Origin of the sequence: Rhizobium sp. BK008, assembly GCF_014197345.1 — a bacterium.
GTDB lineage: Bacteria > Pseudomonadota > Alphaproteobacteria > Rhizobiales > Rhizobiaceae > Rhizobium > Rhizobium anhuiense.
Map to the genome: position 1 here is coordinate 396498 of NZ_JACIFK010000001.1, position 26310 is coordinate 422807.

The 26310-nt window shown below is 62.6% G+C and carries 23 protein-coding genes and 1 pseudogene; 13 read left to right on the forward strand and 11 right to left on the reverse strand.

The features are described 5' to 3' along the window. Positions 1–225 precede the first annotated feature (225 nt). From FHT69_RS01820 to queF, 6 genes are all read left to right on the forward strand, one after another. Complete coding sequence (locus tag FHT69_RS01820; protein ID WP_063474511.1) at positions 226–2460, forward strand: TonB-dependent hemoglobin/transferrin/lactoferrin family receptor; 2235 nt, start codon at positions 226–228, stop codon at positions 2458–2460. Positions 2461–2724: 264 nt separating this feature from the next. Further along, positions 2725–4914 (forward strand): anthranilate synthase, encoded by a 2190-nt coding sequence (locus tag FHT69_RS01825; protein ID WP_183904836.1) that lies wholly within the window; start codon positions 2725–2727, stop codon positions 4912–4914. Between the two features lie 131 nt (positions 4915–5045). Further along, the gene (locus FHT69_RS01830) at positions 5046–5285 is read left to right on the forward strand and encodes a hypothetical protein (protein WP_047611312.1); all 240 of its coding nucleotides are present in this window, start codon (positions 5046–5048) and stop codon (positions 5283–5285) included. 15 nt (positions 5286–5300) lie between these two features. Continuing rightward, positions 5301–5972, forward strand: coding sequence for a DUF2161 domain-containing phosphodiesterase (locus FHT69_RS01835; protein ID WP_183904837.1), 672 nt, complete (start codon positions 5301–5303; stop codon positions 5970–5972). Positions 5973–6189: 217 nt separating this feature from the next. Next, positions 6190–7104: a CDF family cation efflux transporter EmfA gene (gene emfA, locus FHT69_RS01840; RefSeq protein ID WP_047611305.1), complete on the forward strand. Its 915-nt coding sequence runs from the start codon at positions 6190–6192 to the stop codon at positions 7102–7104. Beyond that, entirely contained in the window at positions 7104–7568 is a 465-nt protein-coding gene (gene queF / locus FHT69_RS01845; protein ID WP_029867919.1) for a preQ(1) synthase, read from the forward strand. The genes emfA and queF overlap by 1 nt, the downstream gene beginning before the upstream one ends. Before the next feature lie 192 nt (positions 7569–7760). On the opposite strand, the gene FHT69_RS01850 is transcribed toward queF, so the two are convergent. Further along, positions 7761–8531, reverse strand: coding sequence for a DUF2076 domain-containing protein (locus FHT69_RS01850; RefSeq protein ID WP_047611302.1), 771 nt, complete (start codon positions 8529–8531; stop codon positions 7761–7763). 330 nt (positions 8532–8861) lie between these two features. Between FHT69_RS01850 and FHT69_RS01855 the strand changes: the two genes are divergently transcribed. The 4 genes from FHT69_RS01855 to leuA all read left to right on the forward strand — a co-directional run bounded on the left by FHT69_RS01855 (position 8862) and on the right by leuA (position 12981). Then, positions 8862–9446: an ATP-dependent Clp protease proteolytic subunit gene (locus tag FHT69_RS01855; RefSeq protein WP_029867921.1), complete on the forward strand. Its 585-nt coding sequence runs from the start codon at positions 8862–8864 to the stop codon at positions 9444–9446. A 188-nt stretch (positions 9447–9634) separates the two neighbouring features. Beyond that, positions 9635–10825, forward strand: a complete 1191-nt coding sequence (locus tag FHT69_RS01860; RefSeq protein ID WP_183904838.1) for a benzoate/H(+) symporter BenE family transporter — start codon at positions 9635–9637, stop codon at positions 10823–10825. A 139-nt stretch (positions 10826–10964) separates the two neighbouring features. Then, positions 10965–11090, forward strand: a complete 126-nt coding sequence (locus FHT69_RS34510) for a hypothetical protein (RefSeq protein WP_254959063.1) — start codon at positions 10965–10967, stop codon at positions 11088–11090. Positions 11091–11247: 157 nt separating this feature from the next. Continuing rightward, a complete protein-coding gene (gene leuA / locus FHT69_RS01865) occupies positions 11248–12981 on the forward strand; it encodes a 2-isopropylmalate synthase (protein WP_029867923.1) in 1734 nt (577 codons plus the stop codon). 12 nt (positions 12982–12993) lie between these two features. On the opposite strand, the pseudogene FHT69_RS01870 reads toward leuA, so the two are convergent. Next, a pseudogene (locus tag FHT69_RS01870) lies at positions 12994–13480 on the reverse strand (winged helix-turn-helix transcriptional regulator). Positions 13481–13485: 5 nt separating this feature from the next. Between FHT69_RS01870 and FHT69_RS01875 the strand changes: the two are divergent. After that, positions 13486–14514 (forward strand): zinc-binding alcohol dehydrogenase family protein, encoded by a 1029-nt coding sequence (locus FHT69_RS01875; RefSeq protein WP_052215152.1) that lies wholly within the window; start codon positions 13486–13488, stop codon positions 14512–14514. A 97-nt stretch (positions 14515–14611) separates the two neighbouring features. Here FHT69_RS01875 and FHT69_RS01880 read toward each other — a convergent pair whose 3' ends face one another. The 4 genes from FHT69_RS01880 to FHT69_RS01895 form a co-directional block, all read right to left on the reverse strand. Continuing rightward, positions 14612–15454, reverse strand: coding sequence for an anti-sigma factor family protein (locus FHT69_RS01880; RefSeq protein WP_029867926.1), 843 nt, complete (start codon positions 15452–15454; stop codon positions 14612–14614). A 2-nt stretch (positions 15455–15456) separates the two neighbouring features. Further along, on the reverse strand, positions 15457–15966 hold the full coding sequence (locus FHT69_RS01885; RefSeq protein ID WP_029867927.1) for an RNA polymerase sigma factor: 510 nt from the start codon (positions 15964–15966) through the stop codon (positions 15457–15459). Between the two features lie 187 nt (positions 15967–16153). After that, on the reverse strand, positions 16154–16714 hold the full coding sequence (locus tag FHT69_RS01890; RefSeq protein ID WP_029867928.1) for a tetratricopeptide repeat protein: 561 nt from the start codon (positions 16712–16714) through the stop codon (positions 16154–16156). Positions 16715–16873: 159 nt separating this feature from the next. Beyond that, on the reverse strand, positions 16874–17782 hold the full coding sequence (locus tag FHT69_RS01895; protein WP_029867929.1) for a metallophosphoesterase family protein: 909 nt from the start codon (positions 17780–17782) through the stop codon (positions 16874–16876). Between the two features lie 70 nt (positions 17783–17852). Here FHT69_RS01895 and FHT69_RS01900 point away from each other — a divergent pair, with 70 nt between their 5' ends. Continuing rightward, the gene (locus tag FHT69_RS01900; RefSeq protein WP_029867931.1) at positions 17853–18332 is read left to right on the forward strand and encodes an NUDIX domain-containing protein; all 480 of its coding nucleotides are present in this window, start codon (positions 17853–17855) and stop codon (positions 18330–18332) included. Positions 18333–18338: 6 nt separating this feature from the next. On the opposite strand, the gene FHT69_RS01905 is transcribed toward FHT69_RS01900, so the two are convergent. Then, positions 18339–19325 (reverse strand): glutathione S-transferase family protein, encoded by a 987-nt coding sequence (locus FHT69_RS01905; RefSeq protein ID WP_183904839.1) that lies wholly within the window; start codon positions 19323–19325, stop codon positions 18339–18341. A 194-nt stretch (positions 19326–19519) separates the two neighbouring features. Here FHT69_RS01905 and FHT69_RS01910 point away from each other — a divergent pair, with 194 nt between their 5' ends. Then, positions 19520–20083, forward strand: a complete 564-nt coding sequence (locus FHT69_RS01910) for a GNAT family N-acetyltransferase (protein ID WP_080759849.1) — start codon at positions 19520–19522, stop codon at positions 20081–20083. On the opposite strand, the gene FHT69_RS01915 is transcribed toward FHT69_RS01910, so the two are convergent. From FHT69_RS01915 to FHT69_RS01930, 4 genes are read right to left on the reverse strand one after another with little or no spacing between them, the layout of a single operon-like run. Continuing rightward, positions 20084–20500, reverse strand: coding sequence for a GNAT family N-acetyltransferase (locus tag FHT69_RS01915; RefSeq protein WP_029867935.1), 417 nt, complete (start codon positions 20498–20500; stop codon positions 20084–20086). It lies immediately after the preceding gene. A 4-nt stretch (positions 20501–20504) separates the two neighbouring features. Then, on the reverse strand, positions 20505–22574 hold the full coding sequence (locus FHT69_RS01920) for a hypothetical protein (protein ID WP_063474519.1): 2070 nt from the start codon (positions 22572–22574) through the stop codon (positions 20505–20507). Between the two features lies 1 nt (position 22575). Then, on the reverse strand, positions 22576–25389 hold the full coding sequence (locus tag FHT69_RS01925) for a DUF4159 domain-containing protein (RefSeq protein WP_183904840.1): 2814 nt from the start codon (positions 25387–25389) through the stop codon (positions 22576–22578). Beyond that, positions 25386–26306, reverse strand: coding sequence for a DUF58 domain-containing protein (locus FHT69_RS01930; RefSeq protein ID WP_028757019.1), 921 nt, complete (start codon positions 26304–26306; stop codon positions 25386–25388). The genes FHT69_RS01925 and FHT69_RS01930 overlap by 4 nt, the downstream gene beginning before the upstream one ends. Between the last annotated feature and the right edge of the window lie 4 nt (positions 26307–26310).

The window sequence follows — 26310 nt, forward strand, 5'->3', positions numbered from 1 at the left end:
CGGTTTTCGTTGCAAATGCGCAACGTTTAGGAAGATCGTTAAAACTTGATAATATTATTCAACATAAATCGCCGGATTATGTTGACAATAGAACTCATGTTTTTTATGCGGCAAAAAGAAGGCAGAAATTCTGCGTCGCCTTCATCCGCAAAAGCCCAGCCAGCCCCTCGAGCGTTTGACGCGCCACGACCAGCCAGCCCGGTAATCATCATTAGAGGGTAGGTTATGATCGTCCGGCATTGGCGTTCGGTTTTGTTGGTCTGCACGGCAGCCACAGTTGTTTTTCCTGTTTCGCAGTCTTTCGCGCAAAGCGCTCCGGCAACGACGCCGCAAGCCACCGCAGAAGACAGCACCGTCCTGCAGAAGATCGTCGTCAAGGGCAAACGCGTGGCGCCGGGCAGCGTCGCCGACACGCCGCTTGCGACCGAGATCACCGCCAAGACGCTCGAAGAGAAGCAGGTCACCAATTTCGACGATATTGGCCGCAGCGTCGATGCAGGTGTGAACTACTCGCGTGGCGACGCGGGCTTCAACCTGCGCGGCCTCTCCGGCGCTCGCATCCTGACCACCATTGACGGCATTCCGATCCCGTATATTTCGAACAGTTCGCGCCAGGGTGCTTTCGCGCCGGCCAACGCCAATGGCGGCGGCGATACCTTCGATTTCGATTCGCTGTCGTCGCTCGATATCGTGCGCGGCGCAGATTCGAGCAAGGGCGGCTCGGGCATGCTCGGTGGCGCCATCGTTCTCAATACGCTCGAGCCGGAGGATCTCATTCCCGAAGGCCGGGATTGGGGTGCGATCGTCAAGTCGACATATGACAGCGAGGATCGCAGCATTTCCAGCTCGGCCGCCGCTGCCAAGAAGATCGGCAACACGTCGATCCTGTTTCAGGGCGGCTACCGCAAGGGCCATGAACGCGACAATATGGGCGACAACGACAGCTATGGCCGCTCTCGCACCGAGGCGGATCCCGCCGATTTCGACCAGCACAACCTGCTCTTCAAGCTGCGACAGGAGCTGGAAGGCGGTCATCGCATCGGCCTGACGGCCGAACGCTTCCGCCGCGATCTCAAGACCGACCTGCGCGAGCTCCAGGGCGGCACGACGCCGCGCAACTTCCGGATCGACAATTATGACGGCCGCGAACTGCGCGACCGCGACCGCGTTTCTCTCGATTACGATTATGAGGCGCAGTCTTCCGACGCATTCTTCAGCAGTGCGCGCGCAACGCTTTATTGGCTGGATTTGAAGAAGGAAGCCGGCAGCCGGGGCCGTACGACCGCCAATGTGGCCTATGGCCGTAACAACCAGATAGAAAACGAAACCTGGGGCTTCAGCGGCACGGCGACGAAGGATTTCGAATATTCCGGTCTCAGCCACTCCGTTCGCGTGGGCCTCGACGTCGGCATTTCCAGCTGGAGCCAGTATAGCTGGGCACTTTGCCCGACGCCCACAACGTGCCCGGCGCTGAACAACCAGGCGGAAGTGCCCAATGTCGACAGCCAGAACCTGGGGCTGACCTTCGAAGACAAGATCGAAATCGGCAATACCGGCTTAGCGTTGACACCCGGCTTCCGCTTCGACTGGTTCAACTACAATCCGTCGACCGGCGGAAGTTTCGCAAGCAATACCGGGCTTACTCGTTTCGGGGACCTGAACGACCGGACGGAAGCCGGCCTATCGCCGAAGATCCTTGCCACATATGACCTGACGCCCGACGTGCAGCTTTACGCACAGCTGGCCGTTGGCTTCCGCGCACCCACCGTGGACGAGCTCTACAGCCGCTTCTATAACCCGACGGGCCGCTACGCCCAGCTCGGCAATCCCGATCTGGAGCCGGAAATCGGCCGCGGCGTCGAAATCGGCGCCAATTTCGACACGGGCGATTTTACCGGTCGGGTTGCGGCTTTTCACACCCGCTACCAGAACTTTATCGAGACGGTGACAAGCCGGGACGCGACCGGCTTTACGGAGTTCAACTACACGAACGTGTCTGCGGCCACAATTTCGGGTATTGAAGCCAGTGCCGTCAAGACATTCAACAATGGCATCAACCTGCATGCGTCGCTTGCCTATGCCTATGGCCGCAACGAGGATACGGGCAAATACTTGCGATCGGTTGCTCCCTTCAAGGCGATCATCGGCGGCGGTTGGAGCAACGACAACTACGGTTTCGATCTTTCCTCGACGCTCTCGGCAGCCATGCCTGACGACGATGTTGCGACCACATTCGATGCGCCCGGTTATGGTGTCGTCGATCTGACGGCATGGTGGACGCCGGAACAGTTGAAGGGTCTGCGTATCCAGGGGGGTGTCTACAACATCTTCGATCAGGAGCACTACAACGCGCTCGCCGTGCGCGACGTCAACCTGACCTCGGTGACTGCGTCGCAGCCCCAAGAATGGTATTCGGAGCCGGGCCGTACGTTCAAGGTGTCGATCACCAAGACTTTCTGATCGCGATCGCGCTTTCTAGGCTGGGGGAGGGCGGCTTTCGGGCCGCCCTTTTTCGATCCCGCAATCGCCTCTTGCGCAATGGCTGATCTCAGGCTAACAATTTTTCATGATCAAGTCCTTGAACATTGCTGTTTGGTGGTGGGTTCGCTAAGGCGGCCTCGACCAATCGTGTCCAAAGACGACGAGTGAGCCGCCCGAAACTTCGAGGCGGCTTTTTTGTTTTATGGCCGCCTGTCGTCCGGGCCCCGATAACGGAGTGGAACAATGGTAACGATCCTGCGGGATGATGGTGCGGAAATCTACGAGACCAAGGGCGGGATATCCGTCACGCGGCAGCGGCGGGCGATTCCCTACGGCGATGCGGTCTCTTCCTATGTCGACAAGCTCGACGAGCGCCGCGGTGCGGTGTTCTCGTCGAACTACGAATATCCGGGCCGATACACGCGTTGGGATACTGCCGTCGTCGATCCGCCGCTCGGCATCTCCTCCTTCGGGCGCGACGTCTGGATCGAAGCCTTTAACGAACGTGGCGAAGTGATCCTCGGCTTCGTAACCGAGCGGCTGAAGACGGTGGCCGACCTTGTGCTCGGCGCTTCCTCTGCCCGTCGCCTCGACCTGACCGTCAAGACACCGGACCGGGTGTTCACCGAGGAAGAGCGCTCGAAGATGCCGACGGTCTTCACCGTGCTGCGCGCCGTGACCGATTTGTTCTATTCGCAGGCGGATGCGAGCCTCGGGCTTTACGGCGCCTTCGGCTACGACATCGCCTTCCAGTTCGACGCGATCGATCTGAAGCTGACGCGGCCCGCCGACCAGCGCGACATGGTGCTCTACCTGCCGGACGAGATCCTCGTCGTCGACAATTATGCCGCCAAGGCCTGGATCGACCGTTACGATTTCGAAAAAGGCGGCGTTTCGACCGAGGGCAAGGCCCAGGATATCGCGCCCGACCCCTTCCAGCATACGGATTCCATTCCGCCGAAGAGCGATCACCGGCCGGGCGAATATGCCGATCTTGTCACCAAGGCGAAGGAAAGTTTCCGCAAGGGCGACCTCTTCGAAGTCGTGCCGGGGCAGAAGTTCATGGAAGGCTGCGACAGCAAGCCTTCCGATATTTCCAGGCGGCTGAAGGCGATCAATCCGTCGCCCTATTCCTTCTTCATCAATCTCGGCCATCAGGAATATCTGGTCGGCGCCTCGCCCGAAATGTTCGTGCGCGTTTCCGGCCGCCGCATCGAGACCTGCCCGATCTCGGGCACCATCAAGCGCGGCGACGATCCGATTGCCGACAGCGAGCAGATCCTCAAGCTTTTGAATTCGAAGAAGGACGAATCCGAACTCACCATGTGCTCGGATGTCGACCGTAACGACAAGAGCCGGGTGTGCGAGCCGGGCTCGGTCAAGGTGATCGGCCGCCGGCAGATCGAGATGTATTCGCGCCTCATCCACACGGTCGACCATATCGAGGGACGGCTGCGCGACGACATGGATGCCTTCGACGGTTTTCTCAGCCATGCCTGGGCCGTCACCGTCACCGGCGCCCCGAAGCTCTGGGCGATGCGCTTCATCGAAAGCCATGAAAAGAGCCCACGGGCATGGTATGGTGGGGCGATCGGCATGGTCGGCTTCAACGGCGATATGAACACCGGCCTGACGCTCCGCACCGTGCGCATCAAGGACGGCATCGCCGAGGTGCGCGCTGGTGCTACGCTGCTGAATGATTCCATTCCAGAGGAAGAAGAAGCCGAAACCGAACTGAAGGCCTCCGCCATGCTTTCCGCCATCCGCGATGCCAAGACCGGTAATTCCGGCAAGATCCAGCGCGACGTCGCAAGCGTCGGCAAGGGTGTCAGCATCCTGTTGATCGATCATGAGGACAGCTTCGTTCACACGCTCGCCAACTATTTCCGCCAGACGGGGGCGACGGTTTCGACCGTGCGCACGCCGGTGCCGGAGGAAATCTTCGACCGTTTGAATCCCGACCTCGTCGTGCTGTCGCCTGGCCCCGGAACCCCCAAGGATTTCGACTGCAAGGCGACGATCAAGAAGGCGCGGGCGCGCAATCTGCCAATCTTCGGCGTCTGCCTCGGCCTGCAGGCGCTTGCCGAAGCCTATGGTGGGGAACTGCGCCATCTGGCCCTGCCGATGCACGGCAAGCCATCGCGCATCCGCGTGCTGGAGCCGGGCATCGTCTTCTCCGGCCTGTCGAAGGAGGTGACGGTCGGCCGCTACCACTCGATCTTCGCCGATCCTTCGACGCTGCCGCGCGAGTTCATCATCACGGCGGAAAGCGAAGACGGCACGATCATGGGCATCGAACATGAGAAGGAGCCGATCGCCGCGGTGCAGTTCCACCCCGAATCGATCATGACGCTCGGCGGCGATGCCGGCATGCGGATGATCGAGAATGTGGTGGCGCATCTGGCGCGCAAGGTGAAGACCAAAGCTGCCTGAGCGCAATTCCACCTCTCCCTTCCTGCTTTGCGGGAAGGGAAAGGCGGGTCAGCGGCGTTCACATCAGAGTTCGGTTGACTTCTTCCCGTAAATCAGAACATTTCAGGAACGATCAATCGGAGCCCGTCGCCGTGGCCAATGCTGAAAAGTTCATCATTCTCCCTTATCGTAAGAACCGCGGCAATCTCGTGCCCGGTGAAATGCGCCAGGCATCGAACTCCGTCAGCGCGGAAAAGATCGCTTCGGCGATGGCGCAGCGTTTCGTCGGCGTGGCGGCCTATGCCGTAATCGTCGATGAAGAAACCGGCGACATGTCGTCGCCGCGGTTGCTCGCGCGATATGGCGAGATTGCCGATCTCAACGCCGCCTGAGGCGCGGTTTTCAGCATGGAGACATCACTCTACCTGCCGGTCAAAGCTTTCCTGGAGGCGGCCGGTTATGTCGTCAAGGGCGAGGTCGGCGGATGCGATCTCGTGGGGTTGAGCGATGGCGAGCCGCCGGTCGTGGTGGTCTGCGAACTCAAACTCTCCTTCAACCTCGAACTGCTTCTGCAGGCGGTCGACCGGGCGGCGATGAGCGATGAGGTCTGGATCGCGGCCCGCGTTTCCGCCAAGGGGCGCGGGCGAGAGGCCGACAGACGCTACCGCGACCTCTGCCGGCGCCTCGGCATCGGCATGCTCGGCGTTTCCGATGGCGGCGAGGTCAGCGTCATCGTCAGCTCCGTCTCGCCGATGCCGCGCACCAATCCGAAGCGGCGCTCGCGCCTCGTCAAGGAGCATCAGCGCCGCCGCGGTGATCCGGCCGTCGGCGGCGGCTCGCGGGCGCCGATCATGACCTCCTATCGCCAGCAGGCGCTGTTGTGCGCCGCCGCACTCGAGCGGGGATTGGCGCGGCCGCGGGATATGAAGGCGCTTACGCCCAAGGCCGGCCCGATCCTGCGCGACAACGTCTACGGATGGTTCGAGCGCATGGAAAAAGGCGTTTATGCCCTGACGCCTGCAGGGCAGGCCGCTCTTCTACGCTGGCCGCAGCCTGTATTTTCCGACCCGCCACCTTGAAAGCTGCGCTGTAGGGAGCATCGGCGGGATCGCTCAGTATGCCGCTTTCCGACCGGACACGGCAACGCCTGTGAACGACTTGTCATTCCCCTTTGACAAATCCGCCGTCATCGCCCATATCACCCTTAACTGAACCGCCTGCGCGACATTCGCGTGGGCGGTTTTGCGTTTCAACGGCTTGAATTCTGCAATTCATTCGCAACCGCAGGGGAACGATATGAGTGACAATGGCGATCTTACGGTTCGGAAGCTGGCGATGTGGGGGATTCCGCTGTCGCTCGGTGTCATGGGCCTGAAGATGGTGGCTTGGTGGGTGACCGGATCGGTGGCGCTGCTGTCCGACGGGCTCGAATCCTCGGTCAACGTCGTTGCCGCCTTCGTCGCCTTCTTCGTCATCCGCTATGCGCAGAAGCCTGCCGATCACGACCATCCCTTCGGCCATCACAAGGCGGAATATCTGTCTGCCGTCACCGAAGGCGTGCTGATCGTCGTCGCTGCCCTGCTGATCGTCACCGAGGCGATCGGTTATCTCGCCGAGCCGCGCATGCTGGATGCACCCGTCCTCGGCCTTGCGATCAATTTCGCGGCCGGCGTCATCAACGCGATCTGGGCGCGGTTGCTGATCCGCACTGGGCGCAGGCATCGCTCGGCGGCACTGATGGCGGACGGTCAGCATATCATGTCCGATGTGGTGACCTCCATCGGCGTGCTCGTCGGCCTGCTGCTGGCGCTGGCGACAGGTTATGCGATCTTCGACCCGGTGCTTGCCATCCTCGTTGCCGTCAACATCTTGTATCAGGGCTGGAAGGTGATCTCGCAATCGATCGGCGGGCTGATGGACCAGGCGGTCGAGCCACAGGAAGAGGAGGCGATCAAGCAGGCGATCGCCACCCATGCGGCGGGCTCCATCGGCGTGCATGACCTGAAGACGAGGCGGGCGGGCACCGTCACCTTCATCGATTTTCACATGGTGGTGCCCGGCGGGATGTCCGTGCGACAGGCGCATGATATATGCGATCGCCTTGAGGATGCCATCAGGGCAGTGCACGAGGGCGCCACTATCGCAATTCACGTGGAGCCCGAGGGCGAAAAGGCTCACGGCATCCGCGTCAAAGTCGTCAAGGAGGCATGATGCCGAGTACCGATGTTTCCAGCCTGTCGATGCTGGGTCAGCAAACCGAAACCGCGCAATCGCCGGAGGAGGCGGTGCTTGAAAAAGTGCCGTCCAACCATGCCGGTACCGACTACGTTGTGCGCTTCACCGCGCCGGAATTCACCTCGCTCTGCCCGATGACCGGGCAGCCGGATTTCGCCCATATCGTCATCGACTACATTCCGGGCGAATGGCTGGTGGAATCGAAATCGCTGAAGCTCTTCCTGCATTCCTTCCGCAATCACGGCGCTTTCCACGAGGATTGTTCGATCTACATCGCCAAGCGCATCGTCGAGCTGCTCGATCCCCGGTGGCTGAGGATAGGCGCCTATTGGTATCCGCGCGGAGGCATTCCGATCGACGTCTTCTGGCAGACGGGCAGGCCGCCGGAAGGCGTGTGGCTGCCGGAGCAGGGGGTTGCCACCTATCGCGGGCGTGGGTGAGGAGCGGTCGGGCGCAGCCCGAGCAATCGATGTTTTTTCTTCAACGCAATTCCGAACGAAAAACCGCGAGGCACTTTTTCTGGAATTGCTCTCAATCGATTGCAGCGACGAACGCCCTGAACCTAAGCGAAAGGCCGGGCAACGGTGCGGCAATGTAAAACCAACCGCCGCTCGCGCCTTGGCCGTTAAACGTCAAGCATCCGTGACGTCATCTCCAGACGAGTCGTCGTTGTAATCGTCGTTATCGTCGTAGTCGGCCTGCTGCACGTTGGCGTCCTTGTCGTCACTTGCGTTGTCCGAGGCCTGGCGGGTGTCGTCGTTGCCGTAATAATTGTTGATGACGGTTTCTTCGGTCGGCGCACTGGCATTGCCGAAGGGGTTGGCGCCGAAGGGCGAGCCCCAGCCGAGCGAGGACATGTGGTTGCCGAAGATGCCGCTCAGCGAATTGGCAAGCAGCATGCCTCCGGCAACGCCCGCTGCCGTGCCGAGCGCGCCGCGCAGGAAGCTGCCGCCGGCCGATGGCGCATAGGCCTGCTGGCTCCAGGGGCCGGACGGCTGTTGCGGCGGCTGGCGGGCATCACGGTCGTAGCCACGGGGCTCGTCATAACCGCGGGAGGCCTGGCCCCATGGGCCGGGGTTGGAGGGGACAGGCGCGGGCTGCTGGGTCTGCGTATTGCCGAAGATCGAGCTCAGGAAGCCGCCGCCCTGTTCGGCCTGGTGGTGTTCACTGGCGCCGGCTTCCAGCTGGCGGATATGCTCTTCGAGTTCCTTGATATGATTGGCGGCCGCCTCCAGCCCCTTTTCCTGAACGATGACGGCCTGAGCCAGATAATAGGTGGCCGATGGCTGTTCGCGCGTTGCCTGGTCGATCAGCGCTTCAGCCTCGCGGTCGCGCGGTGTGGCCGCGGCGGTGCGCACGCGGTCGAAGAGGGCGGTCAGCAGTTGGCGTTCTTCCGGTGACATGTCCTGTCTCCTAATGATCTAGAGCGCCGCGCGTCCGATAGGACGCGCTAAGGACGCTCTATCAATTTAAAACTGCGCATAATCCTTTCCGACAATCGATTCCGATTTCGGGGTTATGCGCTGGCGGCGTTTGCCGCGTGAGGCTGAGGTAGGAACCGATTTTGGCTTTTCAAAGCCTTTCACCGTTACAATTCAGTAAGGCTTGCAGAACGGCGCGCGGCTTCTTAAGGATATCTGCATCGCTTCGGTGCCTTGTGTTTTTCCCGCATTGTTTTAGGCATTGAGTCGCACTATGTGCGAGGAACCCGAATTCATCTCCAAGAGGTTCGAATGAACGACGAAGACCAGGACGACAAGACGAAGGAACTGCCGCTCGGCAAGGAAACGGAGGCGAATCTTTTCAAGTCGCGTTCGATCTTCATCTACGGACCGATCAATCAGGAATTGGCGCAGAAGGTCTGCTCGCAGCTGGTGGCGCTTGCCGCAGCCAGTGACGAGGACATCCGCATCTATGTCAATTCGCCCGGTGGCCACGTCGAATCCGGCGATTCCATCCATGACATGATCAAGTTCATCAAGCCGAAGGTCTGGATGATCGGCACGGGCTGGGTCGCCTCGGCCGGCGCGCTGATCTATGTCGCGGTTCCGAAAGAGCGGCGCCTGTGCCTGCCGAACACGCGCTTCCTGCTGCACCAGCCCTCCGGCGGCACGCGCGGCATGGCATCCGACATCGAGATCCAGGCGCGCGAGATCATCAAGATGAATGAGCGCCTGAACAGGATCATGGCGGCGGCCACCGGCCAGCCGCTCGACAAGATCGCCAAGGATACGGATCGCGACTACTGGCTTTCTGCCGAAGAGGCGAAGGACTATGGCCTCGTTTCGCGGGTTGTGACGTCGCAGTCCGACATCTGAGCTTTCTCAGCCAAAAGCTGCCAAGAAGCCGCCCTTGCCTGCCGATCGCAGGCGAGGGCGTTTTATCTTCGGCTGGTTTGAATGAAGATGGTTATCCGCAAGGGTTGAACGGAAAGCGCTGATTCCGGACTTGCGCCTGCGGCAGCCATCATGCTCCATGCGTCACTCCTGCAGCCCACGAGTCCGCCATGCTCAAAGATTTTTCCGTCCAGGCCCTGTTCATGGGGCTGCTGACTGCCTTCGTCGGTTCCGCCAGCTCTTTTGCCGTTGTGCTGCACGGGCTGCAGGCGGTCGGCGCCACGGATGCTCAGGCGGCTTCGGGCTTGATGGCGTTGTCGATTTCCATGGGCATCTGCGCGATCGTGCTGAGCGCCGTGACCCGATTGCCGATCAGCATTGCCTGGTCGACGCCGGGCGCCGCACTGCTGGCAAGCACCGGGGCTATCGAGGGCGGCTTCAATGCGGCGGTCGGGGCATTCCTTATCGGTGCTGTATTGATCATCGTCGCGGGGCTTTTCAAGCCGCTCGGTCGGGCGGTGGCCGCCATTCCGGCGCCGCTCGCCAATGCGATGCTCGCCGGCGTGCTGATCGGCCTCTGCTTCGCGCCGGTGAAGGCAATCGGCTTCAATCCGCTGTTCGGCCTGCCGATCGTTGTCGCCTGGATCGTCGTCGGCGCCTTCAAGCGGCTCTGGGCGGTGCCGGCGGCACTCGCAGCCTTCGCGCTGGTGCTCGCCTTCGGCGTCGATATCCCCGAGGGTGCGCTCAGATCGCTGGAACAATCGCTGGTGCCGACGGCGGAGATCGTCCGGCCGGTGTTCAATCTTGCCGGCCTCGTCTCGATCGCGCTGCCGCTTTTCATCGTCACCATGGCCTCACAGAATATCCCGGGTATCGCGGTCCTGAAGGTCAATCACTACGATCCCAAGCCCGGTCCGCTCTTTGCCGTCACCGGCTTCTTCTCGCTGCTGTCGGCGCCATTCGGTGGCCACGCCGTCAATCTGGCGGCAATCACCGCGGCGATGTGTGCCGGGCAGGATGCCCATACCGATCCGAAGCGGCGCTATTGGGCGTCGCTGATCGCCGGCGTCGGTTATGTCATCCTCGGGCTGCTCGCCGGCGCGGTAACGGCCTTCGTCGCGCTCGCGCCTTCGATCCTGATCGAGGCGGTGGCGGGGCTGGCCCTGGTCGGCGCCTTCTCGTCCTCGGCAATGTCGGCGTTCCAGGTGCCGGATTCGCGCGAGGCGGCGGCGATCACCTTCCTCGTCACCGCCTCCGGCGTTTCCTTCGGCGGCATATCAGGCGCCTTCTGGGGCCTGATCGGAGGCGGGCTGATGCTCGCACTGTCGCGGCTGGTGAAGATTTGGAAAGACCGGGCTTAGTCACGATCGTGGAAATGCCGAACCACGGCGCTTTGGAATATCTCCGTGACCGCAGGCGCGCACCGCGTCAACGCTGGGCGGCGACCAAAAGCCGGGCAAGGGCTTGCCAGTTCCACTGCCCGAGGTTATAAGCGCGGCCATGAAGACCACTGGCGCCAAGATTTCCAACAGCATTGCACGCGGCCGCATCGCCCTGCGTGACAATACGCGCGCCCTGACCTCGCTTCTTCTCCTCGGCCTTACGCGCGGTTGCCGGGTCCTTTGAGGAGCGCCCGGCGGCCGAAAGCCCGCCCGGCCATCGCTCCTCGCGACTCACTTTCAAAATTGACCTAACGACCGACAAAGGTCCGCATTTGTTTATCGCCAAGCCCGACACGATCGGCTAAGAGGCGGGGCAAATGCCGGGACGAGGAGACGATACGATGGACGCGAAGACGCAATCCTCCCAGAACAAGACCACCCCCGCAAAAGGCATGCCTGACGCCGCGGTGAAATACCGGGCCTATCCGCAGGTAAACATTCCCGACCGCACATGGCCGACGAAGACCATTACCAAGGCGCCGGTCTGGTGCTCGGTCGACCTGCGCGACGGCAACCAGGCGCTGGTCGATCCGATGGGCCACGACCGCAAGGCGCGCATGTTCCAACTGCTGCTCGATATGGGTTTCAAGGAAGTCGAGATCGGCTTCCCCTCGGCTTCGCAGACCGACTTCGATTTTGCCCGCTGGTGCGTGGAGGAGGGCAATGTGCCCGCCGACGTCTCCCTGCAGGTGCTGGTGCAATGCCGCCCGGAACTCATCACCCGTACCTTCGAAGCGCTGGAAGGCGCAAACCGGCCGATCGTGCATTTCTATAACTCGACCAGCGAGCTGCAGCGCCGCGTCGTCTTCGCCAAGGATGTGCAGGGCATCAAGCAGATCGCCGTCGATGCCGCCAAGATGATCACCGATATGGCCACCAAGGCCGGCGGCGGCTACCGTTTCGAATATTCGCCAGAGAGCTTCACCGGCACCGAACTCGAGGTGGCGCTGGAAATCTGCAACGGCGTCATCGAGGTCGTCAAACCGACGCCCGATAACAAGTTGATCATCAATCTGCCGTCCACCGTCGAGATGGCGACGCCGAACGTCTATGCCGACCAGATCGAATGGATGTGCCGCAATCTCGACAATCGCGAGAACCTGATCATTTCGCTGCATCCGCATAACGACCGCGGCACGGGCATTGCCGCTGCCGAACTGGCATTGCTGGCAGGCGCCGACCGTGTCGAAGGCACGCTGTTCGGCAATGGCGAGCGCACCGGCAATGTCGACATGGTGACCATGGCGCTGAACATGTTCACCCAGGGCGTCGATCCCGGGATCGACTGCTCGAATATCGAGCGCATCAAGGAAGTGTTCGAATATTCGAACCAGATGGCGATCGGCGAGCGCCATCCTTATGTCGGCGAACTGGTCTATACCGCCTTCTCCGGCTCGCATCAGGATGCGATCAACAAGGGCATGAAGGCAGCACAGGTCGCCAACCATCCCGTATGGGAGGTCCCGTATCTGCCGATCGATCCGCGTGATGTCGGTCGTTCCTACGAGGCGATCATCCGCATCAACTCGCAATCCGGCAAGGGCGGCATTGCCTACATCCTGCAGCAGGATTACGGGCTGAACCTGCCGCGCAACCTGCAGGTCGAGTTCCGCGAGGACATTCAGCGCATTACCGACGTAGAGGGCAAGGAGCTTCCTTCGAAGCGCATTCACGATCGTTTCATCGAGCGCTACGTGACGCAGCCGAGCGCGCGCCTGAAATTCGTCGACCACCACACCTATCCCGATACTGAGCGCAAGGGCCAACGGGTCGTGGCCGCCGAGATCACCGACAATGGCGAGATCAAGCGCATCGAAGGGCGTGGCAACGGCCCGATCGACGGCTTCATCAACGCGCTGTCGCATTATCTCGGCATCGAGATGTCGGTCGAGGACTATTCCGAGCATTCGCTGCAGCACGGCTCGAATGCGGCGGCGATCTCCTATGTCGAGACCTCCTATCCCGGCGGCAAGCTCTTCGGCGCCGGCATCAATACCAACATCGTCGCGGCGTCGCTGGAGGCGATCGTCTCGGCCGCCAACCGTGTGCTCGAGGTGAAGGCCGGCAAGGCCTGATCTCAAAGGAACTCAGGCCGCGATCGTATCGGTGCGGCGCGGCCTGACGATGCAGTCGGCGATATCGCGGGCTTCGTTGCGCGCCTCGGCATGGCGCTGGCCCCATTGGCAGAGCGCCAGCAGCACCGGTTCGAGGCCGAGACCGAGTTCGGTCGCGCTGTATTCGACGCGGGCGGGGATTTCGGTAAAGATCCGGCGCGCAACCAGCCCATGTTCCTCCATTTCGCGCAGCTGCTGGATCAGCACCTTCTGGCTAATGGCAGGCATCATGCGCTTTAGCTCCGAAAGACGCTTCGGGCCGGAGAAGACGTAGTAGAGGATGACCGGCTTCCAGCGCCCTGAAATCACTTTTAGCGCGCGCTCGACCGGCAGCTCGGGGAGTCTTTTCATCGGCTCAGCCATGGTCACCTCCTGGTGGGTATGGCACGAAAGAGTGTGTATTTTTACAGGATATCCTATTGCTAAACCTGCCCCACGCCAAATCAGACGTGAGGTTCATCTGTTATGAAAGCGATCCAATTCACGCGCTTCGGTCCGCCCGAAGTCCTCGAGGTGGTGGAACTGCCGGTTCCCGAGCCGGGGCCGGGTGAGGTTCTCATCCGCGTTCATGCGGCCGGCGTGAATTTCTTCGAGGTACTGATGCGGGCCGATCGCTATGCCGTATCGCCCGACCTGCCGATGTTTCCCGGTGTCGAGGTCGCGGGTATCATCGAGCGGGCGGGGCCTGGTGCCGATCGCTCGCTCATCGGCACGCGGGTTGCCGTTCCTCTCTTTGCGATCGGCCGCGGTTCGGGCGGTTATGCCGAGTTCGTCGCGGTCGACGGCGGGGCGGTGGTGCCGCTGCCGGATGCTGTCTCCTTCACGATGGCTGTGGCGCTGATGGTGCAGGGACTGACGGCGCTGCATCTCCTGCGCAGCAGCCCCGTCAATGGCAAAATCGTCCTCGTCAATGCGGCAGCCGGCGGTGTCGGCTCGCTGCTGCTGCAGCTTGCAAGACGCGACCGCGCAAAGATGGTGATCGCGGCGGCGAGCAGCGAGGAGAAACGGGCGCTTTCCCTGTCTCTCGGCGCCGATCATGTGGTCGACTATACGGCGCCCCGCTGGCAGGAGGAGGTCAAGGGGCTGAGCGGAGGGCTCGGCGCGGATATCATCTATGAAACCGTCGGCGGCGCGGTTTCAAGGGCGACGCTCGACGCGCTGGCGCCTTGCGGCGAGCTGGTGCTGACGGCGATGGGACGATTCGGGCTTGGGGTCGCCGATATCGAGCGCATGCTTGATCAGAACCAGTCGATCAAGGGATTTTCGCTGTTGCCGCTGCTGACGCTCCAAGCTGTGCCAAAGGATTTTGGCGCGCTCTTCGATCTTGCGGCGACGGGCGCGCTGACGGTTGTCGAAGGCGGTCGCTTCCCACTGCATCGAGCCGCGGAGGCGCATCGCGTCATTGAGGAGCGGAGGGCGGTCGGAAAAGTGGTGTTGACGCCGTCAATCCAAGAAAGCGAGCCCGACGCGATGCCAAAAAACTTGGCCCCTTAAGCACCGTGCGTCCTTTCGGACGCACAAAGGACGCTCTAACAGTTTGAACCGACGCATCGTACTTTCCGAAAATCGATTCCGATTTTCGGGCGATGCGCTAGATCGCCGTGGCGATCTCCATGGCGAGCTGGCCGAGCGTTGCTTCGGCGGAGGGACCGGCCAGCACATAGGAGGTGCCGGCATTGTGCCAGGTTACCAGGCCGATCTCGTCCTTGATCGTTTCCTTGAAGTCGTCGGTCTCCGGCGGCTGCGCGTCTTTGCGGAAGCAGATGGAGATAACGTCGCCATCGGCGTTGGAATAGACGAGCTGCCCGACAGGGCGGCTGTCGCCGAGGATGACGCGCGCGCCTTGGAAGGTCCAGCCTTCGGCGCTGAGATCGGGCACGCGGAAGGGCACGCCGATCGCGGTCGTCAGCCAGCTGGAGATTTCCTCGGCTTGCGAGGCGGGCACTTCGACGAGGTGACGGGGCTGGCGGATCAGCAGGCGCTGATAGGCGGTGACGTCGCCCAACCAGTCGCTGGTATTGGCCGGCGCCGTGGCGGCGGTCGTGGTGGCGATTTCGTCGGCATCGGGGCTGGTGCCGACGAAATAGCCGATGCCGCAACCGACGACGAAGAGGATCAGAGCGGCGGCCAGCGCCTGCGGGCCGCTCGGCGCCAGTTTCACCTGCGGGCGCGTGGCACGCTGGGCGATCGGCGTCTTCGGCGGCTGCGTGCTCTTGATGGAGCGGACGAGGGCGAGCGGCACCGGCTCCTTCAGGATATCGTCGAGGCGCCGGCGGCCGAAATCGGCACCGTGGCGCAGCTTCTCATGCAGCCGGCGCGCATTCTCGTCGCTTGCCAGACGCTGCTCCAGTTCGTGCCTTTGTTCGGGCGAGACTTCGCCGTCGAGAAGGGCGGTAAGCTGGACTTCGAGCGGCAATTTCCTAAGATCGAGCAAATTCAGTACCTGTGGATCGGGTGGGTGCCGGCAAGCTCGGCAAAGTGCAGCCTTGCGGCGGCGAGCTGCGAAACGACGCTTGCCACTGGGATGCCCATAATGTCGGCCGCCTGCTGGTAGCTGTGGCCTTCGACGTCGACAAGCAGGAACATGCTGGAAACGCCATCCGGCATATCGGCGATCATGTGATGGATGGCGTCGGGATCGACGGCAGCCGAGCGTTCGCGTGCAGCCTCACGAAGATCGGTGACGTTGCCGCGGACGGAAGCCTTCGGCTTGCGCTTGCGGCTGTCGTCAGTCCATTGCTGGCGGGCAAGCGTGTAGATCCAGCTTTCCAGCCGGCCTTCGCCGCTCCATTGATGACCCTTGGCGATGGCGCGCTGACAGACGGCCTGAACGAGTTCGTCGGCCACGGAAACCTCACCCGCGAGCGTGATCGCGAAGCGGCGAAGGCGGGGCAGAAGGCCGACGAGATCACGTCGGAGATCGATGGTCGTTGCGGGTTGACGCATTGTCTATCCAAGAAGCATTCACAATGGTTTCGCGGACGAAGGGATTGCCCTCGGGCGCGAAGCCGACCTTATCGACGCCGGCGATGCATGTGCTTTATGAAACAAGTCTCCTGCACTGCGCAAGCATCCGGTCGTCTTCATCCCTCTTTCCCAAGGGAATTTCGTATTATGGCCCGCCAAGCTTGCGTCAATATGTCTTGTAGCCGTTCAAGCTTTGCAGCAGAGCCCGATAGGCCCAGGTGCCTTCGCCGCCGCGATCACGGATTTCGACGAGCTGAACGCGGGCGCCCTGAATGTCTCCCTGTTCGACCAGCGCCATGCCCATGTAGGAGCGGGCGAGGATGTAATTCTCATCCGCCTGCAGCGCCTTGCGGTAGTAGGACATGCCGAGCTCCATCCGGCCGGCCTTGCGGTTGGCGTAGCCGAGATAGTTCAGGATGCGCGGGTCGTTCTGGTTGCGGGCGAGATTGAGCACGGTGATGGCGTTGTCATATTGGCCGGCATAGGCAAATTCCCGGGCGAATTTATAGAGATCGTCGTCGTTGAAGCTGCTCTTCTTCGGGTTGACGCATTCCTTCTTGGCCTTGTCCCAGACCTTGCCGCCGGTGCAGGTCTTGGTCGTCTGCGTCTTCGGCGGCGGATTGGTGTCATCGTTGTTGTCGCCGACCGCGAAAGCGGCCGTGGCGATGCCGAAGGCAAAGCCGGCGGCGAGCGAAAATCTGGACAGGCGACGGAAAGGAGAAGTCATGGGCGGGCTCCGTTCTCAGGCGATGCTGTTGCTGGAATTGTACGCTTACCATTAAAAATACCAAGAGGGTAAGCAACCTCCACGGCAAATGTCGCGACGATGGTCTGATCTCTACGCAGATCGATTCAAGTGCTGCACAAACAGAGTCTGGAACTGGTGCTAACGCGCGAAAATATCGGCGCTTTCCGGTATCACCGCGTCGCCGGCCCTGTTGAGGCTGAAACGCTCGCCGCGGAGTTCCCAGGCACCTGGAGAGCCCTCGATGGAGAAGAGGTTATAGGCGGCAGGCGGCTTGATGCTGCCGGGTCCCTGCGACGCCGACGCGATGCCGACGACGGGCACCGGCTGCACCTGGCCGCGCAGCCAGTGTAGCGTGTTCAGGTGCGTATGGCCGTGCAGCACGAGTTCGGCGCCGCCCGTCGAAATTACGGCGGCGAAGCGGCGGATGCCGATCATCCGTTTGTAGAAGGCCGTGGCGCCGCGGATCGGCGGATGGTGGATCATGACGACGCGAAAGAGACCGGCTTCGCCGGCCGCGCGCAACATGTTGACGGTGTCGCGGGCCTGGCGCGCGCCGAAAAAGCCGGAAGCGGCAAAGGGAGGGGTGGCGACCGCCGTCGAGCAACCGACGATCGCGACTTTGTCGCGGATGCGCAGATAGGGGAAGACGTGGCGATCCTCCTGCCATTGCGGCGGGGCGAGATCGCCGCGGACATAATCGTACCAGGCGCGCATTGACTTCTCATAGGCGCCCGGCACATAGGCGTCGTGGTTGCCGGGAACGACCGAGGTGTCGGCGGGATCGCCGAGCGTGCGCAGCCAGGCGGCGGCGGCGCGGATCTCGATGCCGCTCGCCAGATTGACGAGGTCGCCGGTGACGGCCAGGTGATCGGCCTGGCGGGCGCGGATATCCTCGAGCAGCAGATCCAGCGTGCTGCCGAAAAGGTGCTTGCGTCGGTTTCGATGCCAGTTCACAAAGCCGGTTATGCGTTTTGAAAACAGCTCTTGAATGGAAAGGCGGGGCAGCGGTCCGAGGTGGACGTCGGAAATATGCGCGAGCTTGAACATGCTACGAGACATAGACCAGCTTATTGACAAATCAAACACATCCGGCGCGATGAATAGCCGAAACGGAACCATGGTGGATAAAGAGAAGCGCCCCCCTCATATCAGGCTGGCCTTGCGCCTGCTGCATGTTTATTTCTCCTTCGCCCGCGGCATGACGATGGGCGTCAGGGCCGCCTGCTTCGATGCGGACGGCCGGATTTTTCTCGTGCGTCACAGTTATATCGGTGGCTGGCATATGCCGGGCGGCGGACTGGAGCGTAACGAGACGGTAGAAGAAGCGCTGGTCAAGGAGCTACGCGAGGAGGGCAACCTCAGGATCATCGGCAAGCCGGAACTGGTCCAGGTCTACTTCAATACCACGACGACCCGGCGCGACCATGTCGTGTTCTACAGGGCGACCGTCGAGCAGACGGCGCCCCGTCCGCCGGACTGGGAAATCTCCGACAGCGGGTTCTTTTTCCTCGACAGCCTGCCCGAGGGTACGACCGAGGCGACGCATCGCCGCCTCGCCGAGCTTCGGGGCGAGCAGGAGCCCGATCACCGCTGGTAAGAAGTATCAGGCGGCATTTAGCCTGGCGCGGCCATGCGGGCTGTCGAGATCGAGCGCCGGACCGACAGGGACGATGCCGGTCGGATTGATCGTCTTGTGGCTGCGGTAATAATGCTGCTTGATGTGGTGCAGGTTCACCGTCTCGGCAACGCCCGCCGTCTGGTAGAGGTCCCTGAGATAACCGGGTAAGTTGCGGTAATCGGCGATGCGGCGGATGTTGCACTTGAAATGGCCGACATAGACGGGGTCGAAGCGCACCAGCGTGGTGAACAGGCGCCAGTCGGCCTCGGTCAATCTGTTGCCGAAGAGGTAGCGGCCCTTGCCCAAGCGTTCGTCGAGCATGTCGAGCGTTTCGAACAGCTTGCCGACGTTTTCCTCATAGGCCGCCTGGGTTGTGGCAAAACCCGCCTTGTAGACGCCGTTGTTGACGGTGTCGTAGACGGTAGTATTAAGCGCATCGATTTCGGCACGGATATCCTCGGGATAGAAATCGGCCTTCGAGCCGGTCAAGCCGTCGAAAGCGCTATTGAACATCCGGATGATCTCGGCGGATTCGTTGCTGACGATCGTGCCGGTTTTCTTGTCCCAGAGCACGGGAACGGTGACGCGGCCGGAATAGTGCGGATCGGCTCTGACATAGATCTGCCAGAGCGCGGACGCACCGAAGAGCTGGTCGCCGGTGGCGCCGTCGCCGACCTTGAACTCCCAGCCATTCTCCGCCATCAGCGGATCGACGACGGAGACCGAGATCAGCCCTTCGAGCTTCTTCAGCTTGCGGAAGATCAGCGTGCGATGCGCCCAGGGGCAGGCAAGCGAGACATAGAGGTGGTAACGCCCGGCCTCGGCCTTGAAGCCGCCGTCGCCGGAAGGGCCGGCTTCACCGTCCGACGTCACCCAGTTGCGAAACTGCGAGGGCTGCCGCTTGAAATGGCCCTTGCTCTCCTTCGTGTCGTACCAGACGTCATGCCAGACGCCATCCACCAGCATTCCCATGGTGTTCATCCCTTTGATTGCGTGTTGGAACGGAAGATATCGCAGATGGCAGGGCTTTACAGGCGGCAAAGATTGAACAGAGCGTCACGTCGTGCATTTTGCGTTGGACGACGGAAATTTTTCCTGCTATCGGCCTTTTCACGATTTTCGGACCCCTGCTTGATGTTCATTTCCAGAAACCCGCGACGACGCTGATGTTCCCGAACGCCCAAGGCGTGTTCGAGACCCATCAATCTGTCCATCCGGTTTCTGTCATCATGTACAAGCACGATCTCGTCTACCTCACCGAAGACGCGTCCCACGACGCCGCCATCGAACACATCAACGAAGAAGCCTTCGGTCCTGGCCGTTTCACGCGTGCCGCCGCGCGCATCCGCGAGCAGGGGCCGCACGATCTGTCGCTCTCCTTCATCTGCGCCGACGACGGTGAGACGATCGCCTCCGTGCGCATGACGCCGGTGCTGGCAGGCTCCGTGAAGGGGCATCTGCTCGGCCCGCTCGCCGTCCGCCCCTCCCATAAGAATCAGGGCATCGGCCGGGAGCTGGTGCGGATCGCGGTGGAGGCGGCTAGACGCAAGGGCTCGGAAGCCGTCATCCTCGTCGGCGATCCGCCCTATTACGGCCCGCTCGGCTTCGAGAAGGTCGCCTACAACGCGCTGTCCTTCCCGGGCCCCGTCGATCCCGGCCGCGTGCTCGTCGTTCCGATCGCCGAGGGCGTGCACGAACGGCTGAAGGGCATCATCGCCTGGCACGGATGATCAGAGGTTTTTGCGGAGGAAGCTGCGCGTGCGGCCTTCCGGGAAATCCTGAAGCTCCCCGAAAACCTCATAACCCTGACGCAGATAGGCTCGCAGCGCCAGCGGGCTGAAAGTGTCGATCCAGGCGCCGCGGCATCCCCGGGTTCTCGCCTCGTCTTCCGCTTTTGCGAGGATCTCGCCGGCGAGACCGGTGCCGCGCAGCGTGTCGGGAATATAAAGCATCTGGGTGAAGAGCCAGCCCCAGGCGGTAAAGCCGGAAAGACCGCCGGTCACCTTGCCGTCGGTATCGCGGATGAGGACGGCGAGCGGCCGGCGATCCGAGGGGCCGACATCGCCGGTGTTGAAGGCCGAGAGCGCATCGGTGATCGCCGCGAGTTCCTCCGGCGAGGGTGAGGCGGTCAGCTCGAATTCCGGCATGAGATTACCGTCCTTCGCGCCACCACATGGCGCCGAAGGCGAGCAGCAGGATGCCGACGCCGGCGAACCCGGCAAAGAGCGGCAGCGTGTTGATGCCCTTCAAGACCGTCTCGCTGGTCATGCGGATCATCATGCGATCATTGTCGGCGACGCGGACCTGGCCGCGCACCGGCAGGATCGGCGGGACGGAGATCGCGCCATTCGCATTGGCGACCCGGGTGACGAGACCCTTGCTTCTGTCGGCGACCGGCTGCAGCACATCGGTCGTCGAGATCATCGCCTTGAATTCCGGTGCGTCGACGGCGCCGATATGAACAAGCGTCGATAGCTTGCCGTTGCGGATTTCGAAAAGGCCGATCTCGTCCATCCTCTTCTCGGCCTTGTAGAGGCCCGGTTCGGACTGGGTGAGCGGCAGGGTTTCGGTCTTGCCGGAGGGATAACGCACGGTGGCGTTGCCGGGATTGTCGCCGATCGTCTGGCGCGTGACTTCAAGGGTCCGGCCGGAGGCGCGCGCCGTCAGCGCTTCTTCCTCGAGCGCCGGCTCCTTCATCAGCCAATGGGCGATCCGGCGATAGAGCGAAACGTTCGGACCGCCGCCTTCAAAGCCGCGCGCCCAGAGCCAGCCCTGATCGGAAAGCAGCATGGCGACGCGGCCCTGGCCGGCGCGGTTCAGCACCAGCAGCGGATGGTTGTCGGCGCCGAGCATGATCGTTTCGCCCTGCGGCCGGTCGACATCGACGCTGCGGAACCAGCGGCCCCAATGCGGCGGATCCTCGCCCGAACCATCAAGGCCGCGCGTGACGGGATGTTTGCGGCCTTCCTCGGAGAGGCGGGGATAGAAGGCCTTCTCGATCATCTGGCCGGTTGGCGTTGCCGGCAGGACCGAGGAAAGTGGCGTCAGTGCAATGGAATCGGGGCCGGCGTGCTCGGGACCGGCGGCGATCAGCAGCGCGCCGCCATTGTCGACATATTGCGCGATGTAATCGTAATAGAGCAGCGGCAGCACGCCGCGGTGCTGGTAGCGGTCGAAGATGATCAGGTCGAAATCCTTGATCTTGTCGACGAAGAGCTCACGCGTCGGGAAGGCGATCAGCGACAACTCGTTGATCGGCGTGCCGTCCTGTTTTTCCGGCGGACGCAGGATGGTGAAGTGGACGAGATCGACCGACGCGTCCGATTTCAGCAGGTTGCGCCAGGCGCGCTCGCCGGCATGCGGTTCGCCGGAGACAAGCAGGACGCGGAGATTCTGGCGGATGCCGTCGATGACATGGACGGCGCGGTTGTTGGCGGTGGTGACTTCGCCGGGAAGGGCTGCGACCGAGAATTCGAGCACGTTGCTGCCGCCACCCGGCACCTTGAAGGAGAAGGGCGTATCCTGCCCGGGGGTCGCCTGCAGGGTGGCGATCTCGTCACCATTCAGCTTCACGGTGACATCGGCTGTGCCGCCGGGGCTCGGGCCGTCGTCGAAGACGCGCAGGATCACCTGCTGCTCTTCGTTGACGATGCCGAAGCGCGGGCCCTTGATGACTTCGATGCGGCGATCGAATTCGTTGGCCTTGCCGGTGACCAGGCCATGGATCGGGGCGTCGAAACCGAGCGCCTGATTGGCGGCCGGAACATCATGAACCTCCCCGTCGGTCAGCATGATGGCGCCGCCGATGCGGGCGGGCGGAACGTCGGCGATATTGGCCGACAGGGCGTCGAACAGGCGCGTGGACGGCACGTCGGAATTGACGTCGCCTTCGACATCGACGAAGCGCGGCTCTATCTGCGGGAAGCGAGCGAGCTGTCCCTTCAGCGCCGCAAGCGCGTCGTCGGTCATCTTGACGCGATCGGTCGTCTGCTGGCTCTGGCTGCGATCGACGAGAACAGGCACGATCGTCGACAGCTGATCGCGGTCCTCCTGCAGCAGCACGGGATTGGCAAGCGCAGTCAGCATGGCGAGTGCCGCCAGCGTTCTGATCCAGGCGCCGCGAATGCCGCGCCAGATCGCGAAGGCGGCGATAACAGCGCTGACGACGGCCAGTGCGGCCAGAACCGACCAGGGCAGGAAGGGCGAAAAATCGAAGGTCATCTCATTGTCCTAACCGTTCGAGAAGGTCGGGAACATGGACCTGGTCGGTCTTGTAGTTGCCGGTCAGCATGTACATCATGATGTTGACGCCGGAACGGTAGGCATACTCGCGCTGCGTTTCATCGGACGGCACGGTCGGCAGTATCGGTACGCCGTTGTCGTCGATCGCCCAGGCGCCGGCAAGATCATTGCCGGTGATCAGGATCGGCGAAACGCCGTCGGCCGTCGCCGCCGATTTTTCGCTCGGCTCCTGGCCGCCCTGCCGCGCCTCGATCCAGAGGGGGCTGCCGGTATAACGGCCGGGAAAGCTCGAGAGGAGATAGAAGGATTTCGTCAGCACGTGGTCCGATGGCACCGGCTCCAGCGGCGGAATGTCGAGATTGGCGAGGATTGCCTGTAGCCTCTCGCCGTTGGCGCTGACATTGCCGCCATTGTCCAATGCGCTGATCTGGTCGCGCGTATCGAAAAGCACGGTGCCGCCATTGCGCATATAGGCGTCAATACGGCTGATCGCCGCCGACGATGGCATCGGCGCCGTTGCCGAAACCGGCCAGTAAATGATCGGATAAAAGGAGAGCTCGTCTTTGGTGAGGTCGATGCCCACCGGTGGCGCCGGCTCCAGCGTCGTGCGAAACGTCAGGAATTGAGTCAGGCCCTCGAGACCGCGCTCGGAAATATTGTCCACCTCCTGTTCGCCGGTGACGACGTAGGCGAGATGGGTGTTATCGAGCCTCTGCAGGATGAGGTCGTCGCCGGGCTGGGAATCGTCGGCGTGAAGTGTGCCGGGTTGCACGAGAAAGCCGGCGCTGACGGCGACCGCGATCATCGCGGCGGTGCGGACAGCCGGGCGCAATCGCGAGAATGCGCCATTCATGAAGAGGACGATCAGGCTATCGGCCAAGAGCAGCAGAAAGGCTGCGAAAAAGAGTGCGGGTTTTGCCGACCAGCTTTCGCCGCCGATCAGGCCTTCGCGCACGGCATTGGTCCCGGTTGTGTCGAGCGGCGTCAGTTCGGCGTTCTCGGGCAGCACGTTCAGGGAGGTGAAACCATCCTCCGAGCCATAGAGCCCGGGCGGATTGTCGAAATTCGCGGTCGGTTCGGCTCCGGCCTGCGGAATGAGCGGCCGCGCCGAGCCCGTCTCGGAGACGAGCGTGCCCTTGGCCGTGAGCATGCGGAATGGCGGCAGGGTTTCGGAGACACGCGCATTGCCGCGCGCCTCCGACGTCACGCCGCCCGATCGCGATATCTGCAGGAGGTGACGCAGCATGTCGACGAAGGTACCTGAGATCGGCAGATCGGACCAGGTGGCCTCGGCGGTGACATGAAACAGGACGATCTGGCCGGATGCGATCTGCTTCATCGTGACGAGCGGCGTGCCGTCAGCCAGGCTTGCCCAGGTGCGTTCGGCAAGATCGGGCGTCGGTTCGGCAAGCACCTGTCGCTTGACGACGACATCGGCGGGGCGGGCTATGCCGGCGAAAGGCCCAAAATTCGGAAATTCGGCAAGCGACTGCGGCTCGCTCCAGGACAATGTGCCGCCAAGCGCCCGTTCCCCCTGGCGCAGGATGACGGGAATCAATGGATCGTCGGCGGGGGCAGCCGCCATGCGCGGGCCGGCGAAACGCAGCAGCATGCCGCCATTCGATATCCACCGCGTCAGAGGCTCGTAGGTTTCCTCAGGCAGCCGGCCGATATCGGCCATGATGATGATGGAGGGATTGCTGGCGAGAAGTTTTGGTATCGCGACCGAAAGATCGGAATCGGCGGGCTGGATCAGATCCGCATAGGGCTGCAGTGCCCGCTGGATATAATAGAGCGGCGAGAGGAGCGGTTGGAACTCATCGCCTCCTTCACCCGACAGCAATACGACGCGGCGGCGCTTGAATGCGTCGTCGAGAAGGTGGACGGCGCCAGCCGTGGCGCCGTTGTCGACGCTGACGCGCGCGAAATCGTTGCGCATCTCGAAGGGGGCGGTGATCGAACTCGTCGCGACGCTCTGGCCGGGATGGAAATCTACCCTGCCGTTGGCAATCGAGCGGCCCTGGGTATCGACGGCGTTCAGCGCCACCGATGCGGCCTGCGAACTGTTGAGCCGCGTGACCTTGACGGTCATGGCATCAGCCGCATTGTTGGCGGCGGTGATCGCGACCGTCCTTGCGGCATCGCCCTCGATCAGGCGGAGATCGATGGGCTGGAGTTCGGCGAGTCTGCGCACCGTGGCGTCGTCGGCCTTGGCAGCGGCGCCATCGGTCAGGAAGGCGAGGGTGCCGGGCTTGATGCCGTTCAGCGCGCCGCGCAGTGCCTGGAAGGCGCGTTCGCGGTCTGGCACCAGCGGTCGCGGCTCGGCGGCGCGCAGCTTGTCTCGGGCGGCCGCGGCGGTGCCGGGCACGGCGTCGTTGGTCGGATCGGCGGTAAAGGTGATCGACACCGGCGTGCCGGCGGATTCGGCGTCGTCTATCAACGCGTCGGCGGTCTGGATGCGGCGCTCCCAGTCGGGTGCCGCCGCCCAGCTGTTGTCGACGAAGAGGACGAGCGGGCCGCCCGATGCGAGCGAACTGGTGCGCGGATTGAAAACTGGATCGGCGATCGCAAGGATGATGGCGGCGGCGAGCAGCATGCGCAGCAGCGTCAACCACCACGGGCTCTGTGCCGGCGTCTCCTCGCGCTTCAGCACGGAAGCGAGGATCTTCAGCGGCGGGAAGACCTCGGTCTTCGGGCGTGGCGGTGTCAGCCGCAGCAGCCACCAGATGACGGGCAGGGCGACGAGCGCGCCGAGAATGGCGGGATAGGCGAAAGCGAAGGGAAGGGCGTTCATAGCTGCCCTCCATGCGTCGCCTTGGCCGGCATGCCGGACAGATACATGTGCACCGCGACCAGCGCCTCGGAAGCAAGATGATCGGTGCGGTGGCTTGCGAAGGTCCAGCCGAGATGGCGTAGCGACTGGCCGAGGCTGTCCCTGCGGGCGAGGTAGGCGTTGCGATAGGCCTCGCGAATGTGTTCGGCGCGGCCGGAAACGAGCTTTGCGCCGCTCTCCGGATCGGTGAATTCGGTGCGGCCGCTATAGGGGAATATCTCTTCGGCGGGATCGGATATCTCGACCACGTGGCCGCGCAGGCCGCGGCGGGCCAGCGGCCCGAGCCGTTCCATGATTGCCGGCGCATCGTCGAGGAAGTCGCCGATGAGGACGAGATCGCTCCAACCGCGGATCATCGCCGTTTCCGGCAGACCGCCGGTCAGCGGCGTGTGCATGAGCGCGGATGCGAGGCGTTCGGCAGCGTTGCGGGCGGAGGCGGGTTCCATGATGCCGGGGCAGCCGATGCGCTCGCCGGAGCGGGCGAGGATTTCGGCAAGCGCCAGCATGATGACCAGCGCGCGGCTTTCCTTGGAGACATTGCCGTAGCTCGACTTGTACATCATCGAGGGCGACATGTCGCACCAGAGCCAGATCGTGTGCGCCGCCTCCCATTCGCGTTCGCGCACATAGGTGTGGTCGTCGCGGGCGGAGCGGCGCCAGTCGATGCGCGACAGGCTCTCGCCCTCTGAATAGGGACGGAACTGCCAGAAATTCTCGCCGATGCCGCGCTTGCGGCGGCCATGCCAGCCGGCGATCACCGTGTTGGCGATGCGCTTGGCTTCCACCAGGCAGTCCGGCACCAGGGCGGCCCGCTGCCTGGCGCGGGAAAGGGCATCGCTGCCGGGTGTCGGATTGACGATCTGTCCGATAGATGCCACGCGT

Excerpts from the sequence above, each read along its gene's own strand:
- FHT69_RS01920 (WP_063474519.1), bottom strand. The coding sequence starts at position 22,574 with ATGACCTTCGATTTTTCGCCCTTCCTGCCCTGGTCGGTTCTGGCCGCA.
- FHT69_RS34510 (WP_254959063.1), top strand. The coding sequence starts at position 10,965 with ATGAAGACCACTGGCGCCAAGATTTCCAACAGCATTGCACGCGGCCGC.
- queF (WP_029867919.1), top strand. The coding sequence starts at position 7,104 with ATGCCGAGTACCGATGTTTCCAGCCTGTCGATGCTGGGTCAGCAAACC.
- FHT69_RS01860 (WP_183904838.1), top strand. The coding sequence starts at position 9,635 with ATGCTCAAAGATTTTTCCGTCCAGGCCCTGTTCATGGGGCTGCTGACT.
- FHT69_RS01875 (WP_052215152.1), top strand. The coding sequence starts at position 13,486 with ATGAAAGCGATCCAATTCACGCGCTTCGGTCCGCCCGAAGTCCTCGAG.
- FHT69_RS01850 (WP_047611302.1), bottom strand. The coding sequence starts at position 8,531 with ATGTCACCGGAAGAACGCCAACTGCTGACCGCCCTCTTCGACCGCGTG.
- FHT69_RS01895 (WP_029867929.1), bottom strand. The coding sequence starts at position 17,782 with ATGTTCAAGCTCGCGCATATTTCCGACGTCCACCTCGGACCGCTGCCC.
- emfA (WP_047611305.1), top strand. The coding sequence starts at position 6,190 with ATGAGTGACAATGGCGATCTTACGGTTCGGAAGCTGGCGATGTGGGGG.
- FHT69_RS01890 (WP_029867928.1), bottom strand. The coding sequence starts at position 16,714 with ATGACTTCTCCTTTCCGTCGCCTGTCCAGATTTTCGCTCGCCGCCGGC.
- FHT69_RS01820 (WP_063474511.1), top strand. The coding sequence starts at position 226 with ATGATCGTCCGGCATTGGCGTTCGGTTTTGTTGGTCTGCACGGCAGCC.
- leuA (WP_029867923.1), top strand. The coding sequence starts at position 11,248 with ATGGACGCGAAGACGCAATCCTCCCAGAACAAGACCACCCCCGCAAAA.
- FHT69_RS01835 (WP_183904837.1), top strand. The coding sequence starts at position 5,301 with ATGGAGACATCACTCTACCTGCCGGTCAAAGCTTTCCTGGAGGCGGCC.
- FHT69_RS01900 (WP_029867931.1), top strand. The coding sequence starts at position 17,853 with ATGGTGGATAAAGAGAAGCGCCCCCCTCATATCAGGCTGGCCTTGCGC.
- FHT69_RS01885 (WP_029867927.1), bottom strand. The coding sequence starts at position 15,966 with ATGCGTCAACCCGCAACGACCATCGATCTCCGACGTGATCTCGTCGGC.
- FHT69_RS01915 (WP_029867935.1), bottom strand. The coding sequence starts at position 20,500 with ATGCCGGAATTCGAGCTGACCGCCTCACCCTCGCCGGAGGAACTCGCG.
- FHT69_RS01825 (WP_183904836.1), top strand. The coding sequence starts at position 2,725 with ATGGTAACGATCCTGCGGGATGATGGTGCGGAAATCTACGAGACCAAG.
- FHT69_RS01855 (WP_029867921.1), top strand. The coding sequence starts at position 8,862 with ATGAACGACGAAGACCAGGACGACAAGACGAAGGAACTGCCGCTCGGC.
- FHT69_RS01905 (WP_183904839.1), bottom strand. The coding sequence starts at position 19,325 with ATGGGAATGCTGGTGGATGGCGTCTGGCATGACGTCTGGTACGACACG.
- FHT69_RS01910 (WP_080759849.1), top strand. The coding sequence starts at position 19,520 with ATGTTCCCGAACGCCCAAGGCGTGTTCGAGACCCATCAATCTGTCCAT.
- FHT69_RS01925 (WP_183904840.1), bottom strand. The coding sequence starts at position 25,389 with ATGAACGCCCTTCCCTTCGCTTTCGCCTATCCCGCCATTCTCGGCGCG.